This window comes from Cupriavidus sp. FW305-F7 (assembly GCF_058782875.1).
Genome location: NZ_JBYSYC010000015.1, coordinates 146,886 through 163,173 on the forward strand (window position 1 = coordinate 146,886; position 16,288 = coordinate 163,173).

At 65.9% G+C, this 16,288-nt stretch carries 16 protein-coding genes and 1 pseudogene; 10 read left to right on the forward strand and 7 right to left on the reverse strand.

The window, feature by feature from the left end; all coding sequences use genetic code 11:
- Positions 1–12: 12 nt before the first annotated feature.
- Complete coding sequence (locus AC3WL8_RS16495; RefSeq protein ID WP_492378453.1) at positions 13–624, reverse strand: flavin reductase family protein; 612 nt, start codon at positions 622–624, stop codon at positions 13–15.
- 296 nt (positions 625–920) lie between these two features.
- Here AC3WL8_RS16495 and AC3WL8_RS16500 point away from each other — a divergent pair, with 296 nt between their 5' ends.
- Positions 921–1,916 carry a LysR family transcriptional regulator gene (locus AC3WL8_RS16500; RefSeq protein ID WP_013957970.1) on the forward strand — a complete coding sequence of 332 codons (996 nt, stop codon included), beginning with the start codon at positions 921–923 and terminating at the stop codon, positions 1,914–1,916.
- 95 nt (positions 1,917–2,011) lie between these two features.
- Here the strand turns inward: AC3WL8_RS16500 and fur are convergent, their stop codons facing one another.
- Entirely contained in the window at positions 2,012–2,443 is a 432-nt protein-coding gene (gene fur, locus AC3WL8_RS16505; RefSeq protein WP_010813212.1) for a ferric iron uptake transcriptional regulator, read from the reverse strand.
- A gap of 245 nt (positions 2,444–2,688) precedes the next feature.
- Between fur and AC3WL8_RS16510 the strand changes: the two genes are divergently transcribed.
- The 9 genes from AC3WL8_RS16510 (at position 2,689) to AC3WL8_RS16550 (ending at position 12,437) form a co-directional block, all read left to right on the forward strand.
- Positions 2,689–3,303, forward strand: coding sequence for an outer membrane protein assembly factor BamE (locus tag AC3WL8_RS16510; protein WP_211980286.1), 615 nt, complete (start codon positions 2,689–2,691; stop codon positions 3,301–3,303).
- A 111-nt stretch (positions 3,304–3,414) separates the two neighbouring features.
- Complete coding sequence (gene dapB / locus AC3WL8_RS16515) at positions 3,415–4,212, forward strand: 4-hydroxy-tetrahydrodipicolinate reductase (protein WP_013957968.1); 798 nt, start codon at positions 3,415–3,417, stop codon at positions 4,210–4,212.
- A gap of 182 nt (positions 4,213–4,394) precedes the next feature.
- Positions 4,395–7,016, forward strand: a complete 2,622-nt coding sequence (leuS, locus tag AC3WL8_RS16520; RefSeq protein WP_013957967.1) for a leucine--tRNA ligase — start codon at positions 4,395–4,397, stop codon at positions 7,014–7,016.
- Between the two features lie 34 nt (positions 7,017–7,050).
- Complete coding sequence (locus AC3WL8_RS16525) at positions 7,051–7,566, forward strand: LPS-assembly lipoprotein LptE (protein ID WP_013957966.1); 516 nt, start codon at positions 7,051–7,053, stop codon at positions 7,564–7,566.
- Between the two features lie 7 nt (positions 7,567–7,573).
- Positions 7,574–8,632, forward strand: a complete 1,059-nt coding sequence (gene holA, locus AC3WL8_RS16530; protein ID WP_492378454.1) for a DNA polymerase III subunit delta — start codon at positions 7,574–7,576, stop codon at positions 8,630–8,632.
- An 88-nt stretch (positions 8,633–8,720) separates the two neighbouring features.
- On the forward strand, positions 8,721–10,001 hold the full coding sequence (locus tag AC3WL8_RS16535; RefSeq protein WP_013957964.1) for a glutamate-5-semialdehyde dehydrogenase: 1,281 nt from the start codon (positions 8,721–8,723) through the stop codon (positions 9,999–10,001).
- Between the two features lie 50 nt (positions 10,002–10,051).
- Entirely contained in the window at positions 10,052–10,468 is a 417-nt protein-coding gene (locus AC3WL8_RS16540) for a CopD family protein (RefSeq protein ID WP_492378455.1), read from the forward strand.
- A gap of 45 nt (positions 10,469–10,513) precedes the next feature.
- On the forward strand, positions 10,514–11,119 hold the full coding sequence (locus AC3WL8_RS16545; protein WP_013957962.1) for a 2-hydroxychromene-2-carboxylate isomerase: 606 nt from the start codon (positions 10,514–10,516) through the stop codon (positions 11,117–11,119).
- A gap of 64 nt (positions 11,120–11,183) precedes the next feature.
- The gene (locus tag AC3WL8_RS16550) at positions 11,184–12,437 is read left to right on the forward strand and encodes a THUMP domain-containing class I SAM-dependent RNA methyltransferase (protein WP_013957961.1); all 1,254 of its coding nucleotides are present in this window, start codon (positions 11,184–11,186) and stop codon (positions 12,435–12,437) included.
- Positions 12,438–12,464: 27 nt separating this feature from the next.
- On the opposite strand, the gene AC3WL8_RS16555 is transcribed toward AC3WL8_RS16550, so the two are convergent.
- The 5 genes and pseudogenes from AC3WL8_RS16555 to AC3WL8_RS16575 all read right to left on the reverse strand — a co-directional run.
- The gene (locus tag AC3WL8_RS16555) at positions 12,465–13,511 is read right to left on the reverse strand and encodes a response regulator (RefSeq protein ID WP_010813222.1); all 1,047 of its coding nucleotides are present in this window, start codon (positions 13,509–13,511) and stop codon (positions 12,465–12,467) included.
- Between the two features lie 223 nt (positions 13,512–13,734).
- Complete coding sequence (locus AC3WL8_RS16560) at positions 13,735–15,207, reverse strand: NAD(P)(+) transhydrogenase (Re/Si-specific) subunit beta (RefSeq protein ID WP_211982330.1); 1,473 nt, start codon at positions 15,205–15,207, stop codon at positions 13,735–13,737.
- The gene (locus tag AC3WL8_RS16565; protein ID WP_013957959.1) at positions 15,207–15,548 is read right to left on the reverse strand and encodes an NAD(P) transhydrogenase subunit alpha part 2; all 342 of its coding nucleotides are present in this window, start codon (positions 15,546–15,548) and stop codon (positions 15,207–15,209) included. Before AC3WL8_RS16565 ends, AC3WL8_RS16560 begins: the two co-directional genes overlap by 1 nt.
- 155 nt (positions 15,549–15,703) lie before the next feature.
- The gene (gene panD, locus AC3WL8_RS16570; RefSeq protein ID WP_013957958.1) at positions 15,704–16,066 is read right to left on the reverse strand and encodes an aspartate 1-decarboxylase; all 363 of its coding nucleotides are present in this window, start codon (positions 16,064–16,066) and stop codon (positions 15,704–15,706) included.
- A 57-nt stretch (positions 16,067–16,123) separates the two neighbouring features.
- Positions 16,124–16,288, reverse strand: a pseudogene (locus AC3WL8_RS16575) (NAD(P)(+) transhydrogenase (Re/Si-specific) subunit alpha); the annotation flags it as partial.

Consider the following 16,288-nt stretch of genomic DNA (forward strand, 5'->3'; position numbering starts at 1 on the left):
GCGCAGTGATGTTCAGGCAGCCGGGCGGGGGGGCAGCGGGCGCGCGTCGACTGCGTCGCCGTCCACCAGGAAATGGCCGCCAGCCACATGGTGGATGGTGCGCAGCGCATCATGGCCGTCGAAATGCCAGCGCCCGTTGCTGAACACGCGCGCGTCGGCGTGCGCGGCCACGACTTCGCCAAGGAACAGGTCGTAGGTCTGCTGCGTGGCCGGTTCCGGCAGCAGCCGGCATTCCAGCCAGGCCGCGCAGCCGTCCAGCAGCGGCGCGCCGACCACCGTGCCGGCAAAGGTGCCCAGGCCGTAGGCGTCGAACTTGTCGGTGCCTTCCTGCTCCATCAGCGCCAGGCCGGAGCTGGAGCCCAGCGCCTCGGTCAGGTCGACCTGGCTGACGGTCGGGACCTGCAGCACGAACTCGCCGCTGTCTTCCAGCAGGCGCCGGGTCCAGGTGCTCTTGTCCAGCACCACTGCCACCTTGGGCGGGGAAAAGTCCAGCGGCATGGCCCAGGCGGCGGCCATGATATTGCGCTTGCCGGCGGCGGCGGCGCTGACCAGCACGGTGGGGCCGTGGTTCAGCAAGCGGTAGGCTTTCCGGAGTGGTACGGGGAGGCGGAAATGTTCAGGCATGATGGCCGGGATCGAGCCGTCGGAAAAGAATGATAAAAATGGAAGCGGCGGACCCACTATACAACGATGCACTGGTGGATGCTGCAGCGCGGGAAATGTCCACAAATGCGGTCATTAGTGGAAAAAACGCGCAATTTTTCAGAATTATGTCGTAGACGGCCATTTTAGAAATGCCGAATTTGCTTTCCGAGCTTGTTTTTTCCTCTTACACTATTAAGACGCCGTTGAAATCTGATGTGCAGCCAGTGTAAGTGGTGGGGCCATCTAGCTAAGAATAATCTGACCGAGGCCTGATCATGGTGAACGTAGACACGAAGCTTTTAGTGATCTTCACCGAACTACTGAGCAAGCGAAACGCCACTTATGTCGCGGAAAAGATGCATATGACCGCTCCGGCCGTATCGCACTCGCTGGGCAGGCTGCGTGAAATCTTTGACGATCCCCTCTTCATCCGCGTCCCGCACGGCCTGACGCCAACGCCGCGTGCGCTGGAACTGGGCCCGAAGATCCGCGACATGCTGGACTTGTGGTCGTCGATCAACGAGGGTGATGCCGACAATTTCGATCCGGCCATTGCCACCGGCACGCTGAGCATCGGCTTTGCCGCCGAGCTGGGCGACACGGTATTCAACCGTTTTGTGCTGCGCATCAAGCAGCTGGCGCCGGACCTGCATATCAAGCTGGTCGAATCCCATTCGTGGGAAACGGACGTCGCCTCGATGCGCGCCAACGAGCTTGACCTGGCCTTTTCCCCGTTCCCGACCCGCCACCCGGAAATCGTCGAGGAGATGGTGACGTCGCTGAACCTGTGGGTTTGCGCGCGCAAGAGCCATCCGGTGCTCAAGAACCACTGCTCGCTGGAGCAATACCTGGATTGCGGCCATATCTTCATGGCGCATTCCGGCGGCGCCGGCCGCCCGGCGCCGTCGCTGATCCCGCTCGACTACGCGCTGCAGCAGCGCGGGCTCAAGCGCAATGCGACGCTGACGGTACATTCATGGCGTGCCCAGGCCGAACTGGCCTCGCAGACCGACATGATCTTCACCGTCAATGCGCTGACCAAGGACATGGCCTGCGAGACCTATGGCCTGAAGGCGTTCCCGCTGCCGGCGGAACTGAACACCACGCTCGGCCTGAACATGTTCTGGCACCGCAGCCGCAACACCCATCCGATGCTGGTGTGGGCGCGCAGCCTGTTCCGCCAGGTGGTGGGCGAGTTCGTCGGCCTGCCGCCGGCACGCCCGGCACGGGTGGTGACCGAACAGGACCTGCAAGACCTGCAGGCGCCCTGAGCAGCAGCATCCTGCGGCGAGCAGCCCAAACAAAAAACCGGCGCCAGGCGCCGGTTTTTTGTTGCCGTCTGCGCTCCGCTGGGGAGCGTGCAGGCTTATCGTTTGGGTCTGTGGGGACAGTCTGTTTTGGTGCAATTGCCGTACAGCGACAGTGCATGTTCCTGCAGCGTAAAGCCACGCTCGCGCGCGATGCTTTGCTGGCGGTGCTCGATTTCAGAGTCGAAGAACTCCTCGACGCGGCCGCAGTCGAGGCACACCAGGTGATCATGGTGCTTGCCTTCGTTGAGTTCGAAAATCGCCTTGCCGGATTCAAAGTTGTTGCGCGAGAGCAGGCCTGCCTGCTCGAACTGGGTCAGCACGCGGTAGACGGTTGCCAGGCCGATATCCATATGCTCGTTCAGCAGGATACGGTAGACGTCTTCCGCGCTCAGGTGCCGCTGTTCACTGGTCTGAAAAATTTCAAGAATCTTCAGCCTGGGCACGGTCGCCTTCAGGCCGATGTTCTTGAGGTCCGCCGGACTCGGCATGTGGGTGACTCCCTAGAGTACAATGACTGGATAGTTGAATCATAAGGGTTTTGGCAGCAAAAGTCGCTCGCGGTAGTGATGTCCCAAGTCGGCATCACGCGCCCGGCACAGTTGCCGTCCCATGTGGTTGTCGCGGCAGGCGCAACAGGCGTGTGTGGTGCAATCGGCGCATTTTGCGCCGTTTTTGTGCCCGCCTTGCGGTACCTTGCCGCCGTACTTTTCTTTCCCTCCCGGAAGCGAGATACATGCGTTCTATCCGTTCGTCCGCCATGCGCCCGACGCTGGTTGTCTCCCTGCTGGCCGCGGCCCTGCTGGCCGGCGCCTGCTCAGCCTACGATTCCACCTCGCGCAAGGTAGCCAACGCCATTACGCCGTACCGGATCAACATCGTGCAGGGCAATTTCGTCTCGCGCGAGGCCGTGTCGCAACTGCGCGAAGGCATGACGCGCGACCAGGTCAAGTTCCTGCTCGGCACGCCGCTGCTGAATGACGTGTTCCACGCCGACCGCTGGGACTACGTGTTCTCGTTCCGCCGCGGCAATACCCCGGTGGTGCAGCAGCGCCGCTATACGGTGTATTTTGAAGGCGACCGGCTGGTCAAATTCAGCGGCGATGAACTGCCGTCCGAGTATGAGCTGATTGCCGAGATCGACGGCATGAAAAAGGCGTTGAAGGACCAGACGCCGGGCAAGATCTCCACTGGCGCGGCAGCCACCGCGGCCGCACCGGCCGAACCGCAGACCACGGTGGAGAACTTTGTACCGCGGCAGGCGCAGCAGCCGGAAGCGGCACCCGCCGCTGCGGCATCGCCGGCCCAGGCCACCGTGCCGGCCGAGGCCCCCAAGCCGGCCGCCAACTGATCCGCCACACGGCGCGCCGGCGGCGGCGCGCCCCCAGTTTTCCGGGCCGGCCAGGCATGGCCGGCTCGATCACTTTCCGCGCATTGCGCATATTCCGCTGAGCCAGACACCATGAACATCGCCATTGCAGGCGCATCGGGCCGCATGGGCCGCATGCTGATCGAACACGTGCTGAACACCGAGGGCGTGAGCCTGGCGGGCGCGCTCGACGTGCCGGGCTCGCCGGCGCTGGGCCAGGACGCCGGCCTGCTGCTGGGCCGCCAGACCGGCGTGGCGATCAGCGCCGATGTGGAAGCGGTGCTGGCCGGCGCGGACTGCCTGATCGACTTCACTCGCCCCGAAGGCACGCTTGCCCACGTGGCCGCGGCTAAGAAACTGGGCGTGAAGATGGTGATCGGCACCACCGGCTTCGACGAAGCCGGCAAGGCCGCGCTGGCTGAGGCCGCCAGGTCGATCGGCATCGTCTTTGCCGCCAACTTCAGCGTCGGCGTCAACGCCACCTTCAAGCTGCTGGAAGTGGCCGCCAGGCTGCTGTCGACCGGCTATGACATCGAAGTGATCGAGGCGCATCACCGCTTCAAGGTCGATGCTCCCTCGGGCACCGCGCTGAAGATGGGTGAAGTGATTGCCGATGCGCTTGGCCGTGACCTCAAGACCTGCGCCGTCTATGCCCGCGAAGGCCACACCGGCGAGCGCGACCCCAACTCGATCGGCTTTGCCACCGTGCGCGGCGGCGATATCGTCGGCGACCACACCGTGATGTTCGCCGGCATCGGCGAGCGCATTGAGATCAGCCACAAGTCGTCCAGCCGCCAGTCGTATGCCGACGGTGCCGTGCGCGCCGCCCGTTTCCTGGCCGACAAGCCCAACGGCCTGTTCGACATGCAGGACGTGCTGGGCCTGAAGTAAGGCGCAGCGGGGCGCGCAGGGCCGAAACTGGCCTGCCGCCACGGTTATAATCGTCTTCTTTCGCATTGCACGCCCGGCGGGCGCCGCGCAAGCGGCGCGCCCGCTGCTCTCATTCCAACGATTCCCCCGGATGCCGGCAGGCCAGTTGCCGCGCAAACGTTGTCCTGACTGCTGTCCCGACCATGCAAGACAAATACCTTCCTTCCGCCGTTGAACAAGCCGCCCAGCAGCACTGGCAAGCCATCGACGCCTATCGCGTGTCGGAGCATGCGGCCGGGGCCGACGGCAAGGAAAAGCCCAAGTTCTACGCCTGCTCGATGCTGCCGTATCCGTCGGGCAAGCTGCACATGGGCCACGTGCGCAACTACACCATCAACGACGTGATGGCGCGCTACCTGCGCATGAACGGCAACAATGTGCTGATGCCGATGGGCTGGGACGCCTTCGGCATGCCGGCCGAGAACGCCGCGCTGAACAACGGCGTGGCGCCGGCGGCCTGGACCTACGACAACATCGCTTACATGAAGAAGCAGATGCAGTCGATGGGCTTGGCGATCGACTGGTCACGCGAAGTCGCCACCTGCAGCCCGGACTACTACCGCTGGAACCAGTGGCTGTTCCTGAAGATGCTGGAAAAGGGCATCGCCTACCGCAAGACCGGCACCGTCAACTGGGACCCGGTCGACCAGACCGTGCTGGCCAACGAGCAGGTCATCGACGGCCGCGGCTGGCGTTCGGGCGCGGTAGTGGAAAAGCGCGAGATCCCGATGTACTACCTGCGCATCACCGAGTATGCGGAGGAACTGCTGGGCGACCTGGACCAGCTGGGCTGGCCCGAGCGCGTCAAGGTGATGCAGCAGAACTGGATCGGCAAGAGCGTGGGCGTGCGCTTTGCGTTTCCGCACGACATCCCGGGCGAGGACGGCAAGCCGATCAATGACGGCAAGCTGTACGTGTTCACCACGCGCGCCGACACCATCATGGGCGTGACCTTCTGCGCGGTCGCCGCCGAGCACCCGCTGGCCACGCACGCCGCACTGAACAACCCCGAACTGGCTGCCTTCATCGACGAATGCAAGCACGGCTCGGTCATGGAAGCCGACATGGCGACCATGGAGAAGAAGGGCATGCCGACCGGCCTGCAGGTGGTGCACCCGCTGACCGGCGAGAAGGTCGACGTGTGGGTCGGCAACTACGTGCTGATGAGCTATGGCGACGGCGCCGTGATGGGCGTGCCCGCGCACGATGAGCGCGACTTCGCCTTCGCGCTCAAGTACAAGCTGCCGATCAAGCAAGTCATCGACGTGAAGGGCCAGCCTTACTCGACCGAAGCCTGGCAGGAATGGTACGGCGACAAGGAAAACGGCACCTGCATCCACAGCGGCAAGTATGACGGCCTCGGCTACCAGGCCGCGGTCGAAGCCATTGCCGCCGACCTGGGCGCCAAGGGCATCGGCGAGAAGAAAGTGACCTGGCGCCTGCGCGACTGGGGCATCTCGCGCCAGCGCTACTGGGGCACGCCGATCCCGCTGATCCACTGCGACAGCTGCGGCGTGGTGCCGGTCCCTGAGAAAGACCTGCCGGTGGTGCTGCCCGAAGACCTGGTGCCGGACGGCACCGGCAACCCGCTGGCCAAGGATGCGCGCTTCCTGCAGTGCACCTGCCCGTCGTGCGGCAAGCCGGCGCGCCGCGAGACCGACACGATGGATACCTTCATCGACTCGTGCTGGTACTACATGCGCTATACCTGCCCGGACGCGGCCACCATGGTCGATGCGCGCAACGATTACTGGATGCCGATGGACCAGTACATCGGCGGCATCGAGCACGCGATCCTGCACCTGCTGTACGCACGCTTCTGGACCAAGGTCATGCGCGACCTGGGCCTGGTCAAGTTCGACGAGCCCTTCACCAACCTGCTGACGCAGGGCATGGTGCTCAACGAGACCTACTACCGCGAAGACGCCTCGGGCAAGAAGCACTGGTACAACCCGGCCGAGGTCGACCTGCGCACCGACGAGCGCGGCCGCCCGGTGGGCGCCACGCTGATCGCCGACGGCCAGCCGGTGGTGATCGGCGGCGTCGAGAAGATGTCGAAGTCCAAGAACAACGGCATCGACCCGCAGGCGCTGATCGACCAGTACGGCGCCGACACCGCGCGCCTCTTTGTGATGTTCGCCGCGCCGCCGGAGCAGCAGCTGGAATGGAGCGGCTCGGGCGTGGAGGGCGCCTCGCGCTTCCTGCGCCGCGTGTGGAACTACGGCTATGCCAATGCCGCGGCCATCCGCGACGGCGCCGGCGGCACGCCGACTGCCGATGACGCCGAGCTGCGCCGCGAGATCCACGGCGTGCTCAAGCAGGCCAACTACGACTACCAGCGCATCCAGTACAACACCGTGGTGTCCGCCACGATGAAGATGCTGAACGCGCTGGACGACGCCAAGACCGCTTCGCCGGCCGCGCGCCGCGAGTGCTTCGGCATCCTGCTGCGCGTGCTGTACCCGGTGGTGCCGCACGTCACCCACGGCCTGTGGGACCAGCTGGGCTACGCCGCCGAAGCCGGCGACCTGCTCGACGCCCCGTGGCCGCAGGTCGATGAAGCCGCGCTGGTGCGCAGCGAGATCGAACTGGTGCTGCAGATCAACGGCAAGGTGCGCGGCAGCATCACCGTGCCCGCCGACGCCGACCGCGCCGCCATCGAGGCAACCGCCGCCGCCAGCGAGACCGTGGCCAAGTTCGCCGAGGGCAAGGCGCCGAAGAAGATCGTGGTGGTGCCCGGCCGCCTGGTCAACGTGGTGTTGTAAGCTGGTCTCGGAACCTGACAAGGAATCGCCAAGAATGAAGCGACTGAACATGGGGCGCCGCAAGGTGCTCGCGGCAATGCTGGCAGTGCCGGCAACAGGCCTGCTGGCCGGCTGCGGCTTCCACATGCGCGGCAACTCGGATTTCGCCTTCAAGCGGCTCTATATCGGGATTCCGGCCAATTCGCTGATGGGCGCGGACCTGCGCCGCGCCATCCACGGCGGCTCCGACACCCAGGTGGTGGTCGACCAGAAGGAGGCCGACGCGCTGCTGGACGTGCTGCAGGACACCCGCACCAAGTCGATCTTGTCGATCACCACCACCGGCGTGGTGCGCGAATACCGCCTGACACAGCGCTTCACCTTCCGCCTGCGCGACGCCGCCGGCAAGGAACTGATCCCGCCGTCGCAGCTGGTGCTGACGCGCGACCTGACCTACAACGAAGCCAACACGCTGGCCAAGGACTACGAAGAGCAGCAGCTGTACCGCGACATGCAACGCGATATCGTGCAGCAGCTGATGCGCCGGCTGGCCGCCGTCAAGGCCATCTGATCACGGCATGCAGCTCAAGCTCGACGGGCTCGACGCACACCTGCGGCAGGCGAAGGCCAAGGGCCTGGCGCCGCTGTACGTGGTGCACGGCGACGAACACCTGCTGGTGCTGGAGGCCGTCGACCGCCTGCGCGCCGCGGCGCGCGAAGCCGGCTTCTCCGAGCGCGACGTGCTGGTGGCCGAGCGCGGCTTCCACTGGGGCCAGCTGGTCGAGGCGCAGCAGTCGATGTCGCTATTCGGCGACCGCAAGATCGTTGAACTCCGCATCCCGTCGGGCAAGCCCGGCAAGGACGGCGGCGAGGCGCTGCGCGCCGTGGCCGCCCAGCCGTCGCCCGACGTGGTGCTGCTGGTGACGCTGCCGCGGCTGGATTTTGCCGCGTCCAAGTCGGCCTGGTTCCAGGCGCTGGAAGGCGCCGGCGTGTCGATCAAGGTCGACTCCGTGGACCGCACCCGGCTGCCGGCCTGGGTCGGCGAGCGGCTGTCGCTGCAGCAGCAGCGCGTCGAGGGCGGCGAGCCTGGCCGGCGTTCGCTGCAGTTTATCGCCGACAAGGTCGAGGGCAACCTGCTGGCGGCGCACCAGGAAATCCAGAAGCTGGGGCTGTTGTACCCGCCCGGCGAACTCACCTTCGACCAGGTGCACGATGCGGTGCTGAACGTGGCCCGCTACGACGTGTTCAAGCTGTCTGAATCGATGCTTTCTGGCGACGTGCCGCGGCTGGTGCGCATGCTCGAAGGGCTGCGCGGCGAGGGCGAGGCCACGGTGCTGGTGCTGTGGGCGCTGACCGAGGAAATTCGCGTATTATCCAAGGTCCGGCAGGGGCTGGCGGCCGGCAAGCCGGCGGGTGTGCTGATGCGCGAGCTGCGCGTCTGGGGCCCGCGCGAGCGGCTGGTGCCGCAGGCCGCGCAGCGCCTGGCGAAGCCAAGGCTGGACGCGGCGCTGGCGCTGGCGGCGCGGCTGGACCGCCAGGTCAAGGGCCTGTCGGACCTGCCGCCACCAGGCGGCAGCCCGCTGCCGGCGGAACCATGGGACGGGCTGCAGCAGCTTGCCCTGATGATCGCGCGCTGAACGCGCAACTCCACAGGTTTGCTTCCCCCGCCGCGTGCGGCGGGGGGACGGAAAACACACTGACGGCCACCACCCCAGGGCCACTGACATGAACGAGCTCGACCTCAACCAATACATGGACCGCGTCGGCCGCCAGGCCCGCGCCGCGTCGCGCGCCATGGCGCGTGCCTCCACGGCCGACAAGAACCGCGCGCTGCTGACCATCGCGGCTGCCATCCGCCGCGATGCCGACAAGCTCAAGGCGGTCAACGCGCGTGACGTTGAACGCGCCCGCGCCAACGGCCAGGACGCCGCCTTTATCGACCGCCTGACGCTGTCGGACAAGGCCATCGCCACCATGGCCGCGGGCCTGGAGCAGATCGCCGCCCTGGCCGACCCGATCGGCGAGATCTCGAACATGAAGTTCCGCCCGACCGGCATCCAGGTCGGCCAGATGCGCGTGCCGCTGGGCGTGATCGGCATCATCTACGAGTCGCGCCCGAACGTGACCATCGACGCCGCGGCGCTGTGCCTGAAGTCGGGCAACGCCACCATCCTGCGCGGCGGTTCCGAAGCAATCGAATCCAACACCGCGCTGGCGGCGCTGGTGGCCGAGGGCCTGTCCGCGGCCGGGCTGCCGTCCGAGGCGGTGCAGGTGATCGAGACTACTGACCGCGCTGCCGTGGGCCGGCTGATCACGATGACTGAATACGTCGACGTGATCGTGCCGCGCGGCGGCAAGAGCCTGATCGCGCGGCTGATGGAAGAAGCGCGCGTGCCGATGATCAAGCACCTGGACGGCATCTGCCACGTCTATATCGACGCCGCTGCCGACCTGGACAAGGCCGTGCGCGTCTGCGACAACGCCAAGACGCAGCGCTATGCGCCGTGCAACACCATGGAGACGCTGCTGGTGTCGCAGGACATCGCCGCCGCCGCGCTGCCGCCGCTGTGCCGCATCTACCAGGAGAAGGGCGTCGAACTGCGCGTGTGCCCGGCCACCCGCGCCACGCTGGAAGCGGCGGGCTTCACCGGCCTGGTCGATGCCGCGGAGGAAGACTGGCGCCTGGAATACCTGGCCCCGATCCTCGCCATCAAGACCGTGGCCGGACTGGACGAGGCCGTCGCCCATATCAACGAATACGGCTCGCACCATACCGATTCGATCATCACCGAGAACTACTCGGCGGGCATGCGCTTTATCCGCGAGGTCGATTCGGCCAGCGTGATGATCAATGCCTCGACGCGCTTTGCCGATGGCTTCGAGTACGGCCTGGGCGCGGAAATCGGCATCTCCAACGACAAGCTGCATGCACGCGGCCCGGTCGGGCTGGAAGGGCTGACGTCGCTGAAGTACGTGGTATTCGGGCACGGCGAGATCCGCACCTGACGCTCGCGCGCCAACAACAATAACAATCGTTCTCGAACGTCTCTCTGCCGATGCTCTGGGTCAAAGCGCTGCATATTGTCTTCGTGGTCTCGTGGTTCGCCGGCCTGTTCTACCTGCCGCGCATCTTCGTCAACCTGGCCATGGAAACCGACGCCGCCAGCACACAGCGCCTGTTGCTGATGGCGCGCAAGCTGTTTCGCTTCATGACCATGCTGGCGGTGCCGGCGGTGGTGTTCGGGCTGTGGCTGTACCTGGGCTACGGCCGCGGCGCGGGGCAGGGCTGGATGCATGCCAAGCTGGCGCTGGTGCTGGTGCTGATCGGCTACCACCACGGCTGCGGCGTGCTGCTGCGCAAGTTCGAGGCGGGGCGCAATACGCGCTCGCACAAGTTTTATCGCTGGTTCAATGAGCTGCCGGTGCTGGTGCTGCTGGCGGTGGTGATCCTGGTGGTCGTCAAGCCGTTCTGAGCCTGGCGCCCGGTCTGTTGTTGCCAATCCTGTTGCGGAACCGAAATGAGCAAGCTGGTTGACTATTACCTGACGCCGCAGTCGCCGTTCGTCTACCTGGGCCATGCGCGCTTTGCCGCCATCGCCGAACGCCATGGCGCGCAGGTGAACCTGAAGCCGTGCGACCTGGGTAAGGTGTTTTCCGTCTCCGGCGGGCTGCCGCTGTCGCAGCGCCCGCCCCAGCGCCAGGCCTACCGCCTGGTGGAGCTGGCGCGCTGGAGCGAATTCCTGGACCTGCCGCTGCATCCGCAGCCGACGTTCTTCCCGGTATCGGGCGACGCGGCCAGCAAGCTGATCATCGCCGCGCAGCTGGCACACGGCACCGCCCGCGCGATGCAGCTGACCGGCGCCATTGGCGCGGCAGTCTGGGCGCAGCAGCGCAATATCGCCGATGCCGCCACGCTGGCGCAGATCGCCGACGAGGCCGGCTTGGACGGCGCCAGCCTGCTCAAGGCCAGCGAGGCGCAGTCGGTGCAGGCGGCCTATGCGCAGAACACCCAGGACGCGATTTCGGCCGGCGTATTCGGCGCGCCGTGGTACGTCCATGACGGCCAGCCCTTCTGGGGCCAGGACCGGCTGGATTTCCTCGAGCGCGCCCTGGCGGCGGCTTGAGCTAAGCTTCGGATAGATCCCCGTCCGCTACGGCGGACGTTTTTGTTTGTAGGATACCCAACACATGACCCAAGCCTTCTTTGCCCCTTGCCCGCGCGGCCTGGAGAGCGCGCTCGCCGAAGAACTGCGCGAGATCGCCGCGATGCCGGGCATGGCCGCGCTGGCGCCGTTCACGGTGCACCAGGAAGTGCCGGGCGGCGTCAATTTCTCGGGCGAGATGGCCGCCGCCTATGCGGTCAACCTGCATTCGCGCATTGCCAGCCGGGTGCTGATGCGCGTGGCGGCGCGCGGCTACCGGCATGAGGACGACATCTATACGCTGGCGCGCGGCGTGCGCTGGGAGCAGTGGTTTTCGCCCGATGAATCGCTGCGTGTGGACATCACGTCGCACAAGTCGCCGCTGCGCAGCCTGAATTTCACCGCGCTGCGCGTCAAGGACGGGGTCTGCGATGCCCTGCGCGAGCGCGTGGGCGCGCGCCCGAGCGTCGATACCGCCAGCCCGGATGTGCGCATTTATGCCCATCTAACCGAGCATGACTGCACGCTGTACCTCGACACCACCGGCGAGCCGCTGTTCAAGCGCGGCTGGCGCACCGAGAAGGGCGAGGCGCCGCTGAAGGAAAACCTGGCCGCCGGCATCCTGCGCCTGGCGGGCTGGGTGCCGGGCCAGACCTTCCGGCCTTTCTACGACCCGATGTGCGGCAGCGGCACCTTCCTGATCGAGGCCGCGCAGGTGGCGCTGGGCATCGCGCCGGGCGGCAGCCGCAGCTTTGCCTTCGAATGGCTCAAGGGCATGGACACCAAGGCCTGGCAGAAGCTCAAGTCGGACGCGCAGCGCGTCCGCATGCTGGCCTCGGCCGATGAACTGCAGGTGGTGGGTTCGGACATCTCCACTGACATGCTGGCCATCACGCGCGCCAACTGGGAGCGTGCCGGCCTGCCGGGCGAGGCGCGCACCAAGCAGGTGGACGCGCGCTTCGTGCAGCCGCCTTTTGAAGAGCCGGGTTTGCTGTTGATGAATCCCCCGTACGGCGAGCGCATCGCGGTGCGTGGCCAGCGCCGCCTGCCAGAGGAAGAGATGCCGCGCGACGAGGTGGAGGAGGCCGCCGCCAACCAGTTCGCCAGTGCCTTTGCCACCACGCTCAAGCAGCATTTCGCGGGCTGGCAGGCGTGGGTGTTTACCGGCGACATGGGTTTCCCGCGCCGGCTGCGACTCAAGGAGTCGCGCCGCACGCCGCTCTACAACGGCAATATCGAATGCCGGCTGTTCCGCTTCGACATGGTGCGCGGCGCCAACCGGGTGCCGCAGGCGGACTGACGGCGCCCGCGGCGCCGGGCGGCGGGGTCAGGGGCGCTTGCGCCCCGTCAGTGCATCCGGATTGCGGCTGAAGTCCGCCAGGAAGCCCTGCAGGCTGACCACCGGCTCCTGCAGCAGGTGGCGCGGCAGGTCGAACAGCGCATAGATGAATTCTTCATTGCCTTCGCAGCGCTCCGCCGGCAGGCAGTATTGTTCCCAGTCCACGCACGCCGGCGTGTACATGCCGTTGCCGGGCCAGAAGAACGGCACCAGCCGGCCTTCGCGCAGGCCTTCGATCAGTGCCGCGGGGGCGTCGTAGGCTTCGGCCGACTCCACCTGGCTCATCAGCCCGGCGCGGGTCTCGATCACCATCAGCGTGGCGTGGCCCTGCGCGGTCAGCAGCAGGATGCCGGCCGGGTTGGGGTACAGGTAGTACTCGACAAAGCCATAGCGCGCGATGAGCTGGCGCACGCGCTCGGTGATGGCCGGATCGGACAGGAATGAGAACGAATGCCGCGTCAGCAGCTCGCGCAGCGTGCGCGACAGCGTGGCGAAGTACGCCTGCTGCATGGCCTCGATTTCCTGGTCCAGCCGCTCGACCATATTGCTTTCATGCTTCTTCACGTAGCGGTCGATCAGCCCGTGGTTGAAGCCTTGCACGGCGATGCTCTCGTCGGCGGTGCCGGTCAGCAGGATGGTCTTGCAGGGCAGGTCCTGCAGCGCCTGGCAGAATTCCAGCCCGTCCATCTGCGGCATCGAATAGTCGACCACCACCACGCCCGGCTGCAGGAAGCGCTTGAAGTCGTGTATCTGGCGGTAGATGCGGTCGATGTCGAGCTGCACGGTGCGCCGCTCGGTCAGGAAGGTCAGGTCGTCGTGCGTCACGCGCACCGGCAGGAAGCCCGGGAAGCGGGTGGCATAGGCCTCGCGGATCCATTGCAGCGCTTCACGCGGATCGGTGAAGGTGATCACCGCGCGCGAGGCATCCATCTGGAACGCCAGGCTGTCGATGAACGACTTGCTGTCATCGACCAGGACGGTCAGGACCGGGTGATGGAAGACCGACAGGTTCCTGTCGTGCGGGTTGAAGGTCATGGAGCGGCGGGCAGGGGTTCGGCGCAGTGGTTAGGCACAGGCGTGGCGCAAGCGGCAAGCCGGTGTGCGCATTCGCAGGCCAGTATAGCGCGCCACGGCTGCCTTGCAAGACAGGCCTTGCAGTCAGGGCCGGCGGCAGGAGGAGCCCGGCGGGCGCCGGGCGGGAGAAGCGCCCGCGGCAGGGCCGGGATGGCCCGGGCCTGCGCGCGGCGCGCGGACGGCCTTAGTCGACCGCCTTGAACATGTCTTCGACCACCTTCTTGGCGTCGCCGAACACCATCATGGTCTTGTCCATGTAGAACAGCTCGTTGTCCAGCCCGGCATAGCCGGCGGCCATGGAGCGCTTGTTGACGATGATGGTCTTGGCCTTGTAGGCCTCCAGGATCGGCATGCCGGCAATCGGCGACTGGGGGTCGTTCTTGGCCGCCGGGTTGACCACGTCGTTGGCGCCCAGCACCAGCACCACGTCGGCCTGGCCGAACTCGCTGTTGATGTCTTCCATCTCGAAGACCTGGTCGTACGGCACCTCGGCCTCGGCCAGCAGCACGTTCATATGGCCCGGCATGCGGCCCGCCACCGGGTGGATCGCGTACTTCACGTTCACGCCCTTTTCCGCCAGCTTCTCGGTCAGTTCCTTGAGCGCGTGTTGGGCGCGCGCCACGGCCAGGCCATAGCCCGGCACGATGATGACCGTCTCCGCATTGCCCATCAGGAACGCGGCATCGTCGGCGGAACCCGACTTGACCGGGCGCTGCTGCTGATCGCCCGTCGCCGCCGCCGCCGTCGCGCCGCCGAAACCGCCCAGCAGCACGTTGAAGAACGACCGGTTCATCGCCTTGCACATGATGTACGACAGGATCGCACCGGAGGAGCCCACCAGCGAGCCAGCGATGATCAGCATCGGGTTGTTCAGCGAGAAGCCGATGCCCGCCGCTGCCCAGCCCGAGTACGAGTTCAGCATCGACACCACCACCGGCATGTCGGCGCCGCCGATCGGGATGATGATCAGCACGCCCAGCACGAAGGCGATCGCCAGCATGATCAGGAACGGCAGCCAGTCCTGCGACAGGAAGAAGATGACGCCGAAGCCCACCATTGCCACCGCCAGCAGCAGGTTCAGCCAGTGCTGGCCGGCGAACACCACCGGCGCGCCCTGGAACAGGCGGAACTTGTAGCGCCCGGCCAGCTTGCCGAAGGCGATCACCGAGCCCGAGAACGTAATCGCGCCGACGAAGCAGCCGATGAAGAGCTCGATGCGGTTGCCCAGCGGGATCAGGTGCGAGCCTGCCGGGCTGATGCCGAACGCCGCCGGCTCGGCCACTGCCGCCACCGCGATGAACACCGCGGCCAGGCCGATCAGCGAGTGCATCGCCGCGACCAACTCGGGCATCTTGGTCATCTGCACTTTCTTCGCCACGTAGGCACCGATGCCGCCGCCGACCACGAGCGCGGCGAAGATCAGCGCCAGGCCCGTGCCCACCGACGACTGGGCCGTGCCCGCCGCGAGGAATTCATTCTTCAGCTTGATGATCAGGACCAGCGTGGTCACCACGGCAATGGCCATGCCGATCATGCCGAAGGCATTGCCCTTGCGCGCCGAGGCCGGGTGCGACAGGCCCTTGAGCGCCTGGATAAAGCAGACTGAGGCCACCAGGTAGAGCAGGGTGACGAGGTTCATGCTGACAAGACCGGTCATCACGCGCCCTCCCTGGCCAGCGCCGGCTTGGCCTCAGGCGCCTTGGCCTTCGGTTCCTTCTTCTTGAACATCTCCAGCATGCGCTGGGTGACCAGGAAGCCGCCGAACACATTGACCGCGGCCAGTGCCACTGCCAGCGTGCCCATCACGCGCCCGACCCCGCCTTCGGTCAGGCCCGCGGCGAGCATGGCGCCGACGATGATGATCGCCGAGATCGCGTTGGTCACCGCCATCAGGGGTGTATGCAGGGCTGGCGTAACCGTCCAGACCACGTGGTAACCCACGTAGATCGCCAGCACGAAGATGATCAGGTTGATCACCGTGTGGTTCACCATCTCCATCGACTTCTCCTCCGTTGCTTTGAATCCGGGATGCGGCGTTTTACTGTGTTTTTTCTTTGCTGCATTACGGCGTGCCAAGGGCCAGTGGCTCTGACTGACGGCGCGCTCCCTCTCCCGCAAGCGGGAGAGGGGAGCAACCCTGCGGCAGGCCGCCATCAGAACTTCTTGATTTCCTTGATGCCGTTGTTCTCGTTCACCAGGATGACCTTGGGCTTGTAGGCGGCGATCTCCTCGTCGCTCATCGGCGCGTAGGTGCAGATGATCAGCTGGTCGCCCAGGTGCGCGCGGCGCGCCGCGGCGCCGTTCAGCGAGATCTCGCCGCTGCCGCGCTCGCCCTTGATGATGTAGGTGGAGAAGCGCTCGCCGTTGTTCACGTTGTACAGCTCGATCTTCTCGAACTCCTTCATGTCGGCAGCGTCCAGCAGGTCCTGATCGATGCCGCACGAACCCTCGTAGTTGAGGTCCGCCTGCGTCACGGTGACGCGGTGGAGCTTGGCGCGGAGCATGATGCGTTGCATGGGTGATACGTCCTTATATTTGATGCAAAAGCAGTGGGCGCACGGCTCCCGTGGAAATTACGCCGCCTCTCGCACGATCTGGCCGTCCCTGCACATCAGGCAGGCCGCGACGATGTCGTCTTCAAGGTTCAGCGTGAACTGGCCGTCCTTGTCGACGACCAGCTTGAGGAAGTCCAGCACGTTGCGGGCATAGAGCGCCGAGGCGTCGGCCGCGACCATGCT